This window comes from Cellulomonas sp. SLBN-39 (assembly GCF_006715865.1).
Lineage (GTDB): Bacteria > Actinomycetota > Actinomycetes > Actinomycetales > Cellulomonadaceae > Cellulomonas.
Window position 1 is genome coordinate 2,388,536 of sequence record NZ_VFOA01000001.1, and the last position, 15,704, is coordinate 2,404,239.

The 15,704-nt window shown below is 73.8% G+C and carries 15 protein-coding genes and 1 riboswitch; of the genes, 7 read left to right on the forward strand and 8 right to left on the reverse strand.

What is annotated here, in order from left to right; all coding sequences use genetic code 11:
• The first annotated feature begins 60 nt into the window (after positions 1-60).
• Positions 61-930 (forward strand): oxidoreductase, encoded by an 870-nt coding sequence (locus FBY24_RS11045; protein WP_142160574.1) that lies wholly within the window; start codon positions 61-63, stop codon positions 928-930.
• Between the two features lie 472 nt (positions 931-1,402).
• Here FBY24_RS11045 and FBY24_RS11050 read toward each other — a convergent pair whose 3' ends face one another.
• Together FBY24_RS11050 and FBY24_RS11055 are read right to left on the reverse strand one after the other, a co-directional pair.
• Entirely contained in the window at positions 1,403-1,990 is a 588-nt protein-coding gene (locus FBY24_RS11050) for a hypothetical protein (protein WP_142160576.1), read from the reverse strand.
• Positions 1,991-2,120: 130 nt separating this feature from the next.
• Positions 2,121-2,444, reverse strand: a complete 324-nt coding sequence (locus FBY24_RS11055) for a DUF2277 domain-containing protein (RefSeq protein ID WP_142160578.1) — start codon at positions 2,442-2,444, stop codon at positions 2,121-2,123.
• Positions 2,445-2,663: 219 nt separating this feature from the next.
• Between FBY24_RS11055 and FBY24_RS11060 the strand changes: the two genes are divergently transcribed.
• The gene (locus FBY24_RS11060) at positions 2,664-4,691 is read left to right on the forward strand and encodes a glucose PTS transporter subunit IIA (RefSeq protein WP_142160580.1); all 2,028 of its coding nucleotides are present in this window, start codon (positions 2,664-2,666) and stop codon (positions 4,689-4,691) included.
• Between the two features lie 37 nt (positions 4,692-4,728).
• Positions 4,729-5,571, forward strand: a complete 843-nt coding sequence (locus FBY24_RS11065; RefSeq protein ID WP_142160582.1) for a PRD domain-containing protein — start codon at positions 4,729-4,731, stop codon at positions 5,569-5,571.
• A 58-nt stretch (positions 5,572-5,629) separates the two neighbouring features.
• Here FBY24_RS11065 and FBY24_RS11070 read toward each other — a convergent pair whose 3' ends face one another.
• Both FBY24_RS11070 and FBY24_RS11075 read right to left on the reverse strand, forming a co-directional pair.
• Positions 5,630-6,316 (reverse strand): hypothetical protein, encoded by a 687-nt coding sequence (locus tag FBY24_RS11070; protein ID WP_142160584.1) that lies wholly within the window; start codon positions 6,314-6,316, stop codon positions 5,630-5,632.
• A 100-nt stretch (positions 6,317-6,416) separates the two neighbouring features.
• Positions 6,417-6,875: a DoxX family protein gene (locus FBY24_RS11075; RefSeq protein WP_142160586.1), complete on the reverse strand. Its 459-nt coding sequence runs from the start codon at positions 6,873-6,875 to the stop codon at positions 6,417-6,419.
• A 99-nt stretch (positions 6,876-6,974) separates the two neighbouring features.
• Between FBY24_RS11075 and FBY24_RS11080 the strand changes: the two genes are divergently transcribed.
• Positions 6,975-7,538: a TetR/AcrR family transcriptional regulator gene (locus FBY24_RS11080; protein ID WP_142160588.1), complete on the forward strand. Its 564-nt coding sequence runs from the start codon at positions 6,975-6,977 to the stop codon at positions 7,536-7,538.
• Positions 7,539-7,574: 36 nt separating this feature from the next.
• Here FBY24_RS11080 and FBY24_RS11085 read toward each other — a convergent pair whose 3' ends face one another.
• The 3 genes from FBY24_RS11085 to FBY24_RS11095 all read right to left on the reverse strand — a co-directional run bounded on the left by FBY24_RS11085 (position 7,575) and on the right by FBY24_RS11095 (position 11,157).
• Positions 7,575-8,039, reverse strand: coding sequence for a hypothetical protein (locus FBY24_RS11085; protein ID WP_142160590.1), 465 nt, complete (start codon positions 8,037-8,039; stop codon positions 7,575-7,577).
• Between the two features lie 359 nt (positions 8,040-8,398).
• Positions 8,399-9,388: a type IV toxin-antitoxin system AbiEi family antitoxin gene (locus tag FBY24_RS11090; RefSeq protein ID WP_160158496.1), complete on the reverse strand. Its 990-nt coding sequence runs from the start codon at positions 9,386-9,388 to the stop codon at positions 8,399-8,401.
• A 197-nt stretch (positions 9,389-9,585) separates the two neighbouring features.
• Positions 9,586-11,157 carry a polysaccharide lyase family 1 protein gene (locus tag FBY24_RS11095; RefSeq protein ID WP_142160594.1) on the reverse strand — a complete coding sequence of 524 codons (1,572 nt, stop codon included), beginning with the start codon at positions 11,155-11,157 and terminating at the stop codon, positions 9,586-9,588.
• A gap of 254 nt (positions 11,158-11,411) precedes the next feature.
• Here FBY24_RS11095 and FBY24_RS11100 point away from each other — a divergent pair, with 254 nt between their 5' ends.
• Positions 11,412-11,633: an SCO4848 family membrane protein gene (locus FBY24_RS11100; RefSeq protein WP_142160596.1), complete on the forward strand. Its 222-nt coding sequence runs from the start codon at positions 11,412-11,414 to the stop codon at positions 11,631-11,633.
• Between the two features lie 96 nt (positions 11,634-11,729).
• On the opposite strand, the gene FBY24_RS19785 is transcribed toward FBY24_RS11100, so the two are convergent.
• Positions 11,730-14,231, reverse strand: coding sequence for a GatB/YqeY domain-containing protein (locus FBY24_RS19785; protein WP_370510982.1), 2,502 nt, complete (start codon positions 14,229-14,231; stop codon positions 11,730-11,732).
• 228 nt (positions 14,232-14,459) lie between these two features.
• Positions 14,460-14,534, forward strand: a riboswitch (cyclic di-GMP riboswitch).
• A gap of 15 nt (positions 14,535-14,549) precedes the next feature.
• Here FBY24_RS19785 and FBY24_RS19005 point away from each other — a divergent pair.
• Both FBY24_RS19005 and FBY24_RS11110 read left to right on the forward strand, forming a co-directional pair.
• The gene (locus tag FBY24_RS19005; RefSeq protein WP_160158497.1) at positions 14,550-14,696 is read left to right on the forward strand and encodes a hypothetical protein; all 147 of its coding nucleotides are present in this window, start codon (positions 14,550-14,552) and stop codon (positions 14,694-14,696) included.
• A gap of 5 nt (positions 14,697-14,701) precedes the next feature.
• On the forward strand, positions 14,702-15,583 hold the full coding sequence (locus tag FBY24_RS11110; RefSeq protein WP_255432352.1) for a sigma-70 family RNA polymerase sigma factor: 882 nt from the start codon (positions 14,702-14,704) through the stop codon (positions 15,581-15,583).
• Positions 15,584-15,704: the final 121 nt, after the last annotated feature.

The following is a 15,704-nucleotide window of genomic DNA, read 5'->3' on the forward strand; positions in this document are numbered from 1 at the left end:
CTCGGTCAGTGTGGTCCACGGCGCCGGTGCGGCGCCACCCTCGACCACGAGAGGACCACCATGACCACCCTCACCGCACTCCCCGGCGGCACCTGGACGCTGGGGGACCGGACCGTGACCCGCTTCGGCTACGGCGCGATGCAGCTCGCCGGGCCGGGGGTCGTCGGCCCGCCCGCCGACCCCGACGGTGCGCTGGCCGTGCTGCGCGCCGCGGTCGACGCGGGCATCACGCACGTCGACACCAGCGACGCCTACGGCCCCCGCGTCACGAACACCCTCATCCGCCAGGCCCTGCACCCCTACCCCGCGTCGCTGCTGATCGCCACCAAGGTCGGCGCCACCCGTGACGCGCAGGGCGGGTGGCCCACGGCCCGCCGCCCGCAGGACCTGCGCCGGCAGGTGCAGGACAACCTCGACGGGCTGGGCGTCGAGACGCTCGACCTGGTGAACCTGCGCATGGGCGATGCGCGTGGCCCGCAGCCCGGGCCGGTCGCCGAGGCCCTCGAGACGCTCGCCGAGCTCCAGCAGGAGGGGCGCGTCCGGCACGTCGGGCTCAGCAACGTCACCGCCGAGCAGGTCGCCGAGGCGCGGACCGTCGTGCCGGTCGTGTGCGTGCAGAACATGTACAACCTGGCGGTCCGGCACGACGACGACCTCGTCGACGACCTCGCGCGCGACGGCATCGCCTACGTGCCGTTCTTCCCGCTGGGCGGGTTCAGCCCGCTGCAGTCGTCCGCGCTCTCGGCGGTCGCCGGCCGGCTCGGCGTCACGACCATGGCGGTGGCCCTGGCCTGGCTGCTCCAGCGGTCGCCGAACATCCTGCTGATCCCCGGCACGTCCTCGGTGACCCACCTGCGGGAGAACATCGCCGGGGCCGCGACGGTGCTGTCCGAGGAGGACCTCGCCGACCTCGACGCCATCGCCGGCTGACGGGCCGCCGCGGCGATCCGGGCGCGATCGTGCAGCAGGACCAGCACCACCGCCGCGCACGCCACGACGGCCGGGACGTCGGTGGGGTCGGGCTGGACGACGACGGGCACCGGTGCGCCCGCGCCCGCGAGCAGACCGTCGGCGGGGAGGCGCAGGACGCTGACCACGTCGACGTACAGGCCACGGACCGCGGGGGAGAGCTTGACCGCGGCGAACACGCCTGCGGTGAGCGTCGCGGCAGCGGCGGCCGACCGGAGGGTCGGCCGCCGCTGGAGCAGGACGTCGCGGCCCGCCAGCAGCAGGAACGGGAAGAACGCCAGCCCGGCGAGGTCCGAGAGCTTGCCCGTCACCCACCCCGGGGCGGCCGCCTTGAGCACGTGGTCGTTGAGGAGCAGGACCGCGAGGCCGACCAGGGCGACCGGGTGCAGCACCAGGTCCCCCCGCACGTGCCCGGGCGCCCGGGGATCGGCGGTCACGACGGGCTCGACGTCGGCTCGTCCAGCGACAGCTCGCCCAGGGGTGCGCCGTCCAGGCTGCCCCACCCGCCCAGGTGCAGCGACACCGGCGGCTCGACGTCCACCGGCAGCGCGAAGGTGATCGTCGCCGTCGACGGCGACGGGTCGCCGCCCTCGGAGCGCGGAGCCGGGCGCTCCTGCGCGCGGACCTCGCCCGGCGACCAGGTCCGGCCCCGGCCGTCCCGCACGGTCAGCGCGCCCAGCACGTCGTCCGGGACCGGGCCGGGCTCGTCGACGTCGAGGACGAGGTGGACGTGCACCTCCACGGTCTCGTCCTCCGCCGTCACGCACGAGGGCCAGGTCACGTCCGCCTGGTCGACGTCGGACCCGTCGAGGCTGAAGCGCCCGGGCGCCGCCGACCGGGTCAGCCCGACGTCGTAGTCCTGCGGACCGTAGAAGTCGCTGACGGCCCCGTCGGCCGGCGGCGAGGGGCAGCGTTCCAGCGGTGGCGTGGTCGCCAGCGTCGCCCCCGCACCGGTCAGCAGGACGAGCGCGACCGCCGCGTGGCGCCACCGGGTGCGCGCTGCGGGCGCGGTCGTCGACATCTGCGCACCGTAGGCGCCCCGTGCCACCCGCCGCGGTGCCGTTGTCGTTCCGTCACCACGGCGTGGCCGATCCGACGCCCGCGGTCATCCGTCCGGCGGACGCCGACGCTCGCGCGACCGCCGGGCGCGCTCAGTGGGTGTGCGGGACGCCCAGGGCGTGCTGGCGCTCGTGCTCCTCGCGTGCGGCCACGCGGGCCGCGACGCGGGCGGCGACGTCCTCGCGGCGCAGCGGCGGCACCGTCGGCGGTGGCGTGCGCCGCTCCGGCAGGTCGGCGAGCACCTGGGTGGTCGCGGCGACCACGGCGGCCACGGCGGCGTCGAACGCCTCCTGCGTCGCGGCGCTGACCTTCGTCACCCCCGTCACCTTGCGGACGTACTGGACGGCGGCGGCCTCGATCTCGTCCGCCGTGGCGGGCGGCTCGAGCCCGCGCAGGGTCGTGATGTTGCGGCACATGCTCCCGACCGTACGCGGCGGGTCGTCGGCCGTCACGGGGCGACGAAGGTCCCGGGGGAGGGGGCGGGGGCGCGGTGCTACCGTCTTCCCCGAGCGAGAGCTCATCCCAGGGTTGTTACCCGCCACCGTTGCGGGGCAAGGCCTGAGTCGCAGTGATGCGGCTCAGGCCTTTTTTCGTGCCCCGACACCGGTGGTCCCCGTCCCCCGAGGAGAACCAGCATGACGTCCGCGACGACGCGTGACAGGGCCGAGGAGATCGTGGCCGCCGTCGGTGGCCCCGCCAACGTCCTCAGCCTCACCCACTGTGCGACCCGCCTGCGCTTCGAGCTGAAGGACGCGTCGGTCGTCGACCGCGCGACCCTCGAGAAGGTGCCCGGCGTCATGGGCGCCGTGCCGCAGTCCGGCGACCGGTACCAGGTGGTGGTGGGTGGCGCCGTGCAGTCCGTGTACACCCAGATCGTCAACCTGCCCTCGATGAAGGGCGTCGGCGCCGCCGGGCAGTCCGACGCCGACGTCAAGGCGGCGGCGCGCTCGAAGGCCCGCGGCAAGGTCGCCTGGCTCGACGCGTTCTTCGAGTACCTGTCCGACTCGTTCCGCCCGCTGCTGGGCGTGCTGCTCGGCGCCTCGCTGATCATCGCGTTCACCGCGGTGCTCGACGCGCTCGGCGTGGTCGACTTCCGGGCCGCCGACAAGCCCGCGGGCTGGGTGTTCGTCGACGCGATGTGGCGCTCGGTCTTCTACTTCCTGCCGATCATGGTCGCGTACAACGCGGCGAAGAAGCTCGAGATCGACCCGTGGGTCGGGGCCACCGTCATGGGTGCGCTGATGACGCCGAACTTCATCAGCCTGTCGGACCCGACGGCCTTCGCCGGCACGGTCTGCACGACCAACGCGACCCTGGGCACCGACTCGTGCGTCGCGGACGTCTTCGGGCTGCCGCTGCAGCTCAACGACTACGGCGGCCAGGTCTTCGTGCCGCTGATCATGGTCGCGGTGCTCGCACTGGTCTACAAGATGCTCAAGCGGATCTTCCCCGAGAACATCCAGATGGTCTTCGTGCCGTTCTTCTCGATGGTCGTCATGATCCCCGTGACCGCGTTCCTCATCGGCCCGCTCGGCATCTGGCTCGGCTCGGGCCTGGGCAGCGGCCTGGCGTGGCTCAACGGCAACGCGCCCATCGCGTTCGCGATCATCATCCCCCTGCTGTACCCCTTCCTGGTCCCGCTGGGCCTGCACTGGCCGCTCAACGCGCTCATGCTCGTGAACATCGGCACCCTCGGGTACGACTTCATCCAGGGCCCCATGGGTGCGTGGAACTTCGCGTGCTTCGGCGCCACGGCCGGCGTGCTGTTCCTCGCCTGGCGCGACAAGGACGTGCAGATGCGCCAGACCGCGACCGGTGCGCTCGCGGCCGGCCTCCTCGGCGGCATCTCCGAGCCGTCGCTGTACGGCATCCACCTGCGCTACAAGCGGATCTACCCGCGCATGCTCGTCGGCTGCCTCACCGGCGGTCTGATCATCGGCATCTTCGGCGGGGTGAACACCAGCATCTTCGCGTTCACGTCCCTGCTGACGATCCCGGTGTTCGAGCCGATGGCGCTGTACGCGATCGCGGTCGCCGCGGCGTTCGCGGTCTCGATGGTGCTCGTGATCGTCTCCGACTACCGCACGGCCGAGCAGAAGGCCGAGGCGCTGGAGGCCCGACGCCAGGCGGAGGCCGACCTCGCGCTGGAGGCGTCCGCCGGGGCGCCGGCCCCGACCCCGCCCGCCGACGCCGCGCCCACCGCGACGCTCCTCGCGCCGCTGGCCGGCACCCTGGTGCCGCTCGCCGAGGTCAAGGACGCGGTGTTCTCGTCCAAGGCCCTGGGCGACGGCGTGGGCGTCGTGCCCGCGGACGACGCGACCACGCTCGACGTGCTCGCACCCGTCACCGGCACGCTCATCACGCTGCCCGACAGCCGGCACGCCTACGGCATCAAGACCGACGACGCGGTCGAGGTGCTCGTGCACGTCGGCATCGACACCGTGAACATGGCCGGGGACGGCTTCACGTCGGCCGTCACCAAGGGCGACCGCGTCACCGCCGGCGAGGTGCTCGGCACCGTCGACGTCGCCGCCGTGCGCGCCGCCGGGTACGACACCACGACCCTCGTGACGGTCATCAACACCCGCTCCCTCGCCGGGGTGACGCCGCGACCCGCGGGCCCCGTGGTCCCGGGTGACGCCGTCGTCGACGTGGTCCCCTGAGGGTCCCGACCCCGACGGAGCGAGCCAGGCCTGCCCGATGAACATCCTGCGCGTCTTCAACAACAACGTCGTCCTCGCCCGCGCGGACGACGGCACCGAGGTCATCCTCACCGGCCGGGGTCTGGGCTTCCAGACCCGGCCGGGGGACCCGGTGGACCCCGCGAAGGTGGTGCGCACCTTCCGTCCGGTCGACGACCACGACCCCGACCGGATGGCCGCCCAGCTCGCCGGTCTGCCCCCGGAGACCGTGCAGGTCGTCGGGCAGGCCCTCGCCGACGCCGGCCTGGACCGCCTCGCGGCCAACGCGGCCGTCGTCGTCGCGATGGCCGACCATGTCGCGGCGGCCCTGGCCCGGGCCGCCGCGGGCCAGCACCTGGAGTACCCGCTGCTGGCCGAGGTGCAGCACCTGTACGCCCAGGAGTACGCGCAGGGGCAGGACCTCGTCGCCTCGATCAACGCCCAGGTCGACGTGCCGCTGCCGGCGAGCGAGGCCGTCGGCCTGACCCTGCACCTGGTCAACGCCGGGTTCTCCGCGGGCGACCTGTCGTACAGCTACACCATGACGGGGCTGATCCAGCAGTTCCTCGACGTCATCGCCCAGCAGTTCGACCGGCCGCTGGACGCGGGCAGCGTCAACGTCGGCCGGTTCGTGACCCACCTGCGGTACCTGTTCGTGCGGATCCACCAGCGGCGCCAGCTCGCGGACCAGCGGCACTCGGCCGTGGGCGCCGCGATCCGGGAGTCGTACCCGGACGCGGCGCGGTGCGCGGACCTGCTGGGCTCCCTCGTCGAGCTGCGCCTCGGCGCCACCCTCACCGAGGACGAGCTGTCGTACCTGGCCCTGCACGTCGCGCGCGTCACCACCGACCCCGTGCCCTGACGACCTGTGTACTGACGACCCCGTGCCCTGACGGGCGGGCGCCTCCACGGGCTCCGTGTCAGGGGCGGTTGAACACGCAGCCCGACTGCGCCAGGCCCAGCGCGGTGCGCAGATCCTCGCCCGCAGCCGCACGCTCCCGGTTCACGGCGGCATCCTCGTCGCGGTGCGCGTCGAGGTACCCGGGCTCGTCGATCGCGCGCTGCACGAACGCCTGGTAGTCCTCCACCGCCACCACCATCCGCCGCGCCGCGGGCTGCGACGCCGGGGCGAACGTGATCGCCCGCAGGTCGGCGAGGAAGAGGTCGTCCAGCTCCACGGCCGTGACCAGGTCGTCCGTGCTCATCCTCATGCCGGCGTCGGCGATCGTGTCGCTCAGCTCCTGCCGCGCCGGCGTGGTGCGGTTCACGGCCTCGACGTAGGCGATCGCATCGGCACCCGCGCCCGGCGGCGCGGTCTCGGTGCCGCACGGCGCGAGTGCCGTCCGCTGCGACAGCGCCACGGGCAGCACCACCGCGGCGACCACCGCGCCCAGGACGAGCACGACGACCACCACGACGAGCGCGACCACGACACCGAGGCCGCGTCGCCGCGGGGGCGGCGGCGGTGCGAACCCGTAGCCGTACGGCGCGGGCGGCGGCCCCGGGACGCCGAGGCTCGGGCCGTACGCCGGCGGGCCCGGGTACGGGTGCGGCGGGGAGGCAGGCGGAGGGGGCCCGCCCGGCCAGCGGCCCGTGCTGTCGCTCATCCGGACGACGCTAGGGCCCCGCCTCCGCCGGCGGCGAGGGGCCGGGCCCGTGTTCGCCCGGGTGGCGCAGCGCGGGCCGGCGCCGTGCGGTCCTGCCCGGTCAGGCGGACGAGACGGCGACGGTCGCGGCGGCCGCGAGGAAGACCACCTGCATCGCCGTGCGCCGACCGAGCGGGGTGTGCGGCGCGTCGGGGTGGCGGCGCTCCCGCGCGGCGTGGACGTTGGCGGGGAAGAGGGCGACGAGCAGCAGGGCGAGGCCGACGGCTGCGGCGCTGCGCAGCCCCGGCACGACCGTCGGCGGCACCAGCAGCCCGACCGCACCGAGCGCCTCGAGCACCCCGGTGAGCGTCACGGCTGCCGCCGGGTGCGGGACGCCGGGCGGGACGATCGCGACGAGGCCGGCGCGGCGCCGGGAGAAGTGCGCGCTCGCGGTCAGCGCGAACATCGCGGCCAGGCCGACCGCCAGCGCGCCCGGCCACGTGGCGGTGGGTCCGAGCCCGGCGGCGCCGGCGACCCGCGCGACCAGGGTGGTGACGACGAGGGTGAGCAGGGGTGCCACGACGGGCTCCGATCTAGTCGGTGACAAGTCTTCGTACCCGGCAAGACTGCGCGCGCGGCCACATCTTGTCAATGCCTAGACCGCGGGTAGGCTGACGGCATGAGCCGGCCGTACCACCACGGAGACCTGCGCGCGCAGGTGCTGCGCAGCGCGGCGGACCTCGTCGCCACCGACGGGCCCGACGCCCTCTCGATGCGCGACCTCGCCCGCCGCGCCGGTGTCTCGCACGCCGCCCCGGCCCACCACTTCGGCGACCGCTCCGGGCTGTTCACCGCCCTGGCCGCCGAGGGGTTCGACCTGCTCGCGTCCGCCCTGGCAGCGTCCGTCGGGGACGGTCGCTTCGACCGGACCGCGGTCGCCTACGTGCGCTTCGCCGTCGCGCACCCCGGGCACTACGCGGTGATGTTCCGCGCCGACCTCGTCGACGCCGCGTCGCCGCTCCTGCTGGCCGCGCGGACCCGTGCCGGCGACCTGCTCGCGGACGGTCTGGCGTCCGTACCCGCCGACCGTGTCGTCGTCGACCCGGAGGACGCCCGCCGGGCCGCCTGGGCGCTCGTGCACGGGCTGTCGACGCTGTGGCTCAGCGGTGCGCTGCCGGGTGTCGACCCCGAAGTGACGGCGCTCGCCGCGGCCCACCAGCTCTTCGGATCTCGCGACGGTTGATCGAGGCCTGAGTCGTCGTGCCCTCGGTGCTCGTGGTCACCGCTCGCCGAACACCTCGCTGACGATCGCGGCCAGCCGCTGGAGGCGACGGGCGTCGGCCGGCCAGCCCGGCAGGTGCGGCGCGCGCAGGGTCTGCGCGAGCAGGTGGGTGCACGCGCCGGCGCCGCTGCTCATCCAGAGGGCGAGCAGCACTCGGCGATGGTCGGCGTCGAGCGTGCGGAGCGCATCACGGACGAGCAGCTCGACCGCTGCCGTCTGGTGGTCGAGCTCGTGGCGCAGCAGGAGCTCGAGGTCCCCTTCCGGGTCGTAGAGGCGCTCTGTGACTCCGGCGTCGACCGTGTACCAGTACATCGCGCAGGCGATGTCAGTCCCGTCGCGGTACTCGCCGAACGCGCTGCGCGACGCCCAGGCGGACAGCTTCAGGGCCGCGAAGCCGGGAACTGTCGGCACGCATATCGTGAGTCCGTCCATGAGCGCGACGACGGCAGAGGCGTCTCGCACGGGTCGAAAGCCGACGACGTTCATGGTGTCGTCGCCCGAACGGGCCGGGCACCGCGCCCGACGGGTCCTCGATGGAGCCGAACGGCACGAGGTCGACGACGGAGCCTGCGACGAGGAACCGGATCCGGGACGGTGAGGGGGCCCGTTGAAGGCGGCTCGCCACAGACCGGTACCTGTCCCACCCGTCCACCGCGATGGCGATGTCCAGGTCGCTCGTCCTGCGGAGCATGACGTCGTGACCGAGCGACTGGTGGAGGACGTCGCGGCACACGGCGCCGACGAGCATGAGACTGGACGGGTCCGCCCCGACGTCGGTGAGGGCGCGGACCACGGGTGCCACGGCACCCTGCAGGAGGTCGTCAGCTCTCGTGAAGTCCAACGACCGACTCCTTGAGGTCTCGGGCGGCCTCGCGCTGGCGCGGGTCGCCCGACGCGATGAGGTCGGCGTAGACGAGAGGTGCGGGCGCGGGCACGGCGCGCACCGGCGCACCGGGCGCAGCGCTACCGACCTCGCCGACCAGTGGTGGCGACCAGAAGCGACGGCGAACCACGATGTTGGCACCCCCGTCCCGGGGCGAGCGCCATCGGCTGGCCGCCGCTGACCGCAGGTCGAGCTCGGGGACGTAGAGCACCAGATCTGGCCCGACCAGGCTGTTGACGGCCGCCTCGCCGCTGACGTGCACGAGCGTGCCGGCGCGCTCCCATGCGCTCAGGTCGGGGGGGCCACTGAACCTGCCCAGCTCGATGCTGCGGCCCAGCCCGCGCGCGTAGGACGTCGCCCACTGGTCGAGCAGCCCGCCGACGTCGAGGAGGCGCTCGCGGCCAGCCGTCAGGTGACGGTCCGCCTCGAGCGCGGTGACGACCTGGCCGGCGAGGCCCGACGAGGCTCCTGCCGCGGCGGCGATGGTGCGCACGGGCTGTGCGCTGAGCCCTGGCCAGGCGAGCAGTGCGAAGACGACGCGGGCGCGACTGGGACTCATGAGGTTGGACGGTGTCCGGGCCGTGGCCTGGGATGCGTCCGCACGCCCCGTCCGGCGCGCGGTGAAGACGTCGATGAGCACCCCGGGCGCCTGCACGAACATGCGCCCCTCGGTGTCGACGAACCAGGCGTCTGACCTGCGCAGCGCATCCGCCCGCCGGGCATCGACGTGGTCGGCCAGCACGGTCGTGCCACGGAGGACGTCGAGCTCGGGGTAGCTGTCGTTGACGACCTCCACCACGGGCCGGCTCAGCCGTCGACCCGCGAACTCGAGCACCGCCGTGTCGCCGTCGAACGTGAGCATCCCACCCCGCTCGACCACTCGGCGCGCCGTGCTCGTGCGCAGGGTGCCTGGTGCGCTGACTGTCACGCTCACCACCTCCGTGTCCAACCATAGTGGACGTCCACTATTCATGGACAGGCGCGGTGAGGGGGCGGTCGTGACGACGGCCGCGGGCGGGACGCGGGGCCGGTGCGCGGCTCCCGCAGGTCCCGCCCGCGGCTGTCAGGGGTGGCTGCCGTCAGCGACGGCGGCCGGGGTCGGCGCCCGCGCGGGGCGCCGACGGGTCACTTCGCGTAGGTCTCGACCTCGGCGACGCGCGGCGTGCCGCTGGCTCCGGTGATCTCGAAGTTGACCTTCTTCAGCGACGTGGCGGCGAACGTGACGGTCGACGGGGTGCCGGTGCCCGAGGCGAGCACCGCGCCGGTGTCGTTGTTCACCACGCGCCACGCGGTGATCGTCCCGCCGCCCGACGCCTGCTTCACGACCACGCGCGACACCGTCTTCGCTGCGTCCCACTTGACCGAGACGCGCCCGGTCGAGGACGACGGCGACCAGTAGGTGCTGGCCGAGCCGTCCGTCACGTTGGCGTAGCTCGTGCCGGACGCGCGGCCCGACCCGTCGGCGCCGGCGCCCAGGCTGAGGTTCGCGCCCGTGGCGGGCGTCGTCGGCGCGGCGGTCGCCGTCGCGGTGGCCGTCGGCTTCGGGGTGGCCGTGGCCGTGGCGGTCGGGGTCGGTGCCGTCGTCGTCGGGCTGCACGCGCCGTTCGAGACCGCGAGGTTCTTGCCCGCACCCGCCGTCTGGCGGACCGTGGTCGGCACGCAGCTGCCGGCGTCCATCGTGTACGCGTAGGGGATCGTCACGGTGGTGGTCGACGTCGGGTTCGGGCCCGCCGGGTTGTTCTCGGCGCTCTTCGCCGTCCACGTCACGTTGTCGAAGATGTTGCCCGCGACCTGCCAGGTGCCGGCCTCCGAGGTGTAGAACGTGCCGAGCACGTCCTTCGAGTCCTCGAAGTAGTTGTTCTCCACCTTGGCCTTGGCGCCGGCGCGGGAGTTGATGCCCGACTCGTTCAGCGACACGTAGTGGTTGTTGTACATGTGCGCCACACCGCCGCGCAGCAGCGGCGCTCGCGAGTCGATGTTCTCGTACAGGTTGTGGTGGAAGGTGATGAACGTGTTGGTGCGGTCGGTCTCCGAGGAGCCGATGAGCCCGCCGCGGCCCGAGTTGCGCAGGATCGAGTACGACAGCGTCACGTACTGCGTGTTCGCCTTCATGTCGAACAGGCCGTCGAAGCCCTCCGACTCCCCGCCCGACGCCTCCAGGGTGGCGTGGTCGACCCACACGTTGCGGACGTTCGTCTCCATCGAGATCGCGTCGCCACCGTTGGAGATCGGCGAGCCCGACTTCTTGACGTTCTTGACCGTGACGTTCTGGATGATGATGTTGCTGGACTCGCGGATGTGGATCCCGATCTCGTTGAACACCGCCGAGGTGCCCACGCCGACGATCGAGACGTTGCTGATCTGCTTGAGCTCGATCACGCCGGCCGCCGTGTTGCAGCTGCTGCCCGAGACCTTCGCGGTGTTCGCCGGGGTGATGGTCCCCGCGACCTCGATGATGATCGGCGTGCTGGCGCTGGCCCGCGAGCACAGGGCCTCGTGGATCTGCGTGCCGGTGGTCGCGCGGACCGTCTTCCCGCCGGCGCCGCCGGTGGTCCCGCCGTTCTGGGAGGCGTAGCCGGTGGCGCTGCCCGGGGCGGCCTGCGCCCCCGTGGCGACGAGCGTGCTCACGCCCACGCCGGCCACCACGGCCATCGTGGCGCCCGTCGCGAGGAGTCGCAGGGCAAGGGGTCGTCTCATCTGGGTGTCACCTTTCGTCGAACGGACCACCCGGTGCGCGGGCGTCCGTGCGCGTCACGGCAGAGAGGGGATCTGCCGGCACCCGCCCCGGGTCAGTGCGACGTCCGGAAGGCGGTGGTTCGACCGTAACCGTGCACAGGCGTGCGTCGGCGGCTTTGCCGATGAGGGTCTGATGAGGGTCTGACCTGCGTCGTCGCGGTCGTGCCGCGGGCCGCCCACGCCGACCGTGCACGGGTGTGCCAGCATCGGCGCCTGTGGAGCTCCCTGTCGCGTGGTCGTCCCTGCTCGTCGTCGCCGGGGTCTGGAACCTCGTCGTGTGGCCCCGGTTCCTCCAGCGGGTCGCCCAGGACCCGCGGGCGCGCGACGCGGGCGGGCGCCCCACCCGCTTCCTCGTCGTGCACGTGGTGCTGGTCGCCGTCTCGGTGGTCCTCGGCGTGGCCGTCGCCGCGCTGGGACTCCTCACGGTGACCGCCTGAGCGGCCTGCCGCTCGGGCGGTCAGGCCGACCGAGGGTGAACGCGGCACCGGCGCCGCCCGCGAGGTCGGCCTCGCGGGCGGCGCCGGTCGCGGCGGTCAGCCGGCCAGGGCCTGCCGGACCAGCGCCGACAGCGTGCGCCCGTCGGCGGACGTGCCCGCACGCTCGGTGGCGACCTTCATCACCGCGCCCATGTCGCGCATGCTCGTCGCGCCGACCTCGGCCACCGCGTCGCGGACCAGGGCCTCCAGCTCCGCCTCGGTCAGGCGGGCGGGCAGGTAGGTCGAGATGATCTCCGCCTCCGCGGTCTCGCGCTCGGCCCGGTCCGTCGCACCGACCTGCGTGTACGTCTCGGCGGTGTCGCGGCGCTTCTTGACCTCGCGCGCCAGGACCTGCAGCACCTCGTCCTCGCCGAGCTCGCGCTCGACGTCACCGGCCTTCGCCTCGGTGCGCACGGCCGCGATGACCTGGCGCAGGGTGTCGCGGCGCAGCTCGTCGCGGGCCTTCATGGCGGTGGTGAGGTCGGCGGTCAGGGTGCTCAGGGTCTGGCTCATGGCCCCATCGTCCCCCGCGGGGGCCGCGGGCGCGGCGTCATTTCCGACAGCCGTCCCGTCCGCTGCGCCGACCTCGGCGACGACGGCGCCCGCTGCGCCGACCTCGACCCCGGCGCCCGTCGCGGGGGCCACGGCGCGCCGGCGGCGGCGCACCACGACGACCGACGACGCCGCGGCGGCGAGGACCACGAGCAGCAGCACCAGCAGGCCGCCGTCGCGGGCGGCGCCGGACGCACCGGCGTCGGCGGCGTCGGCTGCCCGGGTGGCGCCCTCCCAGTCGCCGGCGGCGAGCGCGGTGCGGGCCGCGGCGGCGTCGCCGTCGACGTCGTGCAGCGCGAGGCCCACCACCGCCAGCGGGCCGGCGTCCGCGCGGGCGGCGTCGGCCCGGGCGACGGACCGCGCGGCGTCCCGCACGTCGGCGAGCGTGCGGTGCAGCGCGGCGAGGTCGGTGCTCGTCTCGAACGTCCGCCGCAACGCCGCCGGGGCGGTCAGGTCGATCGCGGCCAGGTCGGCGTCGAGGGCCTCCCGCGCCGACAGCAGCTTGCCGACCCGCGGGGTCAGGGCCTGCGCGTCGTCGAACTCCCAGGCCGCCATGGCGTCCCGCAGCGCCGCCGGCGGCGCCCAGCCGGCGCCGCGCTCGACCAGCGCGGCGTACGCCTCGCGCGCCTGCGCCCGCTCGTCCAGCAGCGCCTGCTGCTCGTCGGTCACCACGAGGTCCCGGTACAGCTGCGTCGCACGGGTCGAGCCGCCGACGCCCTCGAGCAGGTCGAGGAAGCCCTGCCAGCCGATCGCGTGCGGGTGGCGCGACTCGTCCGTGGCGGCCGGGTACGTGGGGTCGCGGTCCCAGGCGGCGGCCAGCACCTGTCCGGTCGTCTCGACGCCGATCTCGTCGACGAGCGCGTGCCCGAGCCAGAACGACGCGCCGTACCCGTACTCCTCGGTCTCCTCCGCGTCGGGGGCCCCGAGGTCGACGTCCTCCCACGCGTTCAGCGGCAGCGCGGCCGCCGACCCGGGGTCGACGGGGTCGGGCACGGGGCGGTCCATGCCGATCTCGGTCATCGTGACCGCCGCGAGCTCGTCGGCGAGGGCCTCGTTGATCCACCGGCCGTCGAACAGCTCGTGGTTGAACCACGCGTGCGACATCTCGTGCAGCACGACGTGCGCGTCGAGGGCGTCGCCGACCTCGATGAGGGACTCCTCGTGCTGGTACCAGCCGCCGTAGCCGTACACGTACGGCGTGGAGGTCTCCCGGACGGTCAGCTGCCCGTCCGTGCCCCACGGCCGGCCGATCGTCTCGCGCAGCACCGGCAGGCCCCGCTCGACCAGGTCGGTCGTCAGGTCGAGCCACGCGGTGTCGCCCGGCCAGGCCTGCACCTTGACGCCGATGTCGTTGAAGAACACCAGCTCCTGCGCCAGCTCGGCGTCGTCGTGCGCCACGACGTTCGCCCACCAGGTGCTGTCCTCGATCCCGTCGGCGGTCCACACCTGCGTGCCGTCGTCGTCGACCGTGCGCTCCAGGCCGTCGCCGACCACGGACGCGTCCACGCCCGCGGGGACCTCCACCCGCACCGAGCCGAGCCCGGGATCGGCCGCCGTGAACAGCGGGAACGTCGCGTACGCGGGGTTGACCTGCGCGAACGACGGGTTGCGCGGCTCCTGCGCGGGCAGGTCGTACGTGACGCGCACCGTCCGGGTCTGCCCCGCCTGCAGGTCCGGGCGCAGGTCGACGGCCGCCCAGCGGACCACGTCGTCGCCCGGCTCCATGGTCACGGGCAGCACCGTGCCGTCGTCGGCCGTGGCCGTCACGCCCACGGCCCCGGCCATCACGGGCACCCAGTGGTCGGGGAAGTAGTACTGCGCGGACATCTCGTGCGTGATCGTCGCGACGTGCTCCACGTGCACGACCGACCCCGCCAGGTCCAGCCGGTACGTGGTGCCGTCCTCGACGCGCAGGCCCTCCGTGGCGTCGATCGCGGAGGCCGCGGTCCCCGGCACGACGACCACGAGGCCGACGACGAGGGCGCAGCCGAGGACGTGTCCCAGCATGCGGGCGGGAGCGGGTGAAGGTTGCCAGGACCGGTGTGAGGGGGCGCGCACGGGAGCATCCTGGCATCGGCGCAGGTCCGAGGGGCGCGGTACGTCCGGAATTGCTCAGGCAAGCGATTTCACGGACGTCTGTCCAGGTCATCGAGTTGAGGATTTTCGCGAGATTCGTGGGTGGTTTCACCCAGGGGGGGTTGGCGCGCCCGACCGTGTGCCGTACGTTGATCGAGCACTGCGAAACGGCAAACCCATCGCGAGGTGGGGACGCAAAGCCACGGGACCCCAGAGGTCAGCCGGGCTACCGAACAGAGGGAGACTCCGATGGAGCTGCACCCGGCCGCTGGCCACCCCCAGAACTCCGCGCAGAACGTCCTGCGCCCCTCCGCCGAGCGTCTGTCCGCGTGGGCCGCCATGGCCGCGTCCCGCGCCGCCGGCACCTCGCTGCCCACGCCGAACCGCGGGGCGTGATCGCGATGACCACGACCACTGCCTCCGCCATGCCCGCAGACCTCGAGAACCTCGTCGTCACGACGATGCCCGTGGTCACGCACGAGGTGAACGCCCTGCTCAGCCGCATGCCGGCGCACGTGCAGCGGCAGGACCTCATCTCCGCCGGCCACCTGGCGCTCGTCCGGGCCGCCCGGGCGTACGACCCGTCGACGAACGTCCCGTTCGCCCGCTACGCCGCCCTGCGGGTCCGCGGCGCGCTCATCGACGAGCTCCGCTCGATGGACTGGATCTCCCGCGGCGCCCGCACCCGGGCCAAGACGGTCGTGCAGGCCGCCGACGTCCTGTCGAGCACGCTGGGCCGCACGCCCACCCGTGAGGAGGTCGCCCAGGCCACCGGCATGGCCGTCGACCAGGTCACGGCCGCCCGCGACATCGCGCAGACCCGCCTGCTGAGCATCGACGCGATCGTCACCGAGGAGGCGTACGACCCGGTCGACGACGCGCTCCTGCCCGAGGACGTCGCCATCCAGGGTGAGCGGCTGGAGTACCTGCGGGCCGCCGTGACGAGCCTGCCCGAGAACCTGCGGGTCGTCGTCGAGGGCCTGTTCTTCCAGGACCGCACCTGCGCCGACGTCGCCGACGAGCTCGGTGTCACGCAGTCGCGGATCAGCCAGATGCGCTCGCAGGCGCTGAGCATGCTGCGCGACGGCATGAACACGCACCTCGACCCGCACCTGGTCGAGAAGTCGGACCGCCCCGGCGGTGTCGCCGACCGTCGCCGCCAGGAGTACTTCGCCGAGGTCGCCGCCCGCGCGGCCCGTGCCGCCCGCGGCCCGCTGGTCGGCTTCGTCCCGACGCAGGCGTCGGCCGTGCGCACGACCGGGGAGCTCGTCGCCGCCGGCTGAGCAGCACCCTCTCCCGTGGGCCCGTCGACGTCGTCGGCGGGCCCACGGTCGTCCTCGGGCACCGCGGGCCGAGGACGGTCCGCGGCGGGTTTGGCAGCCGGACGTCGGGGCGGGATCCTGA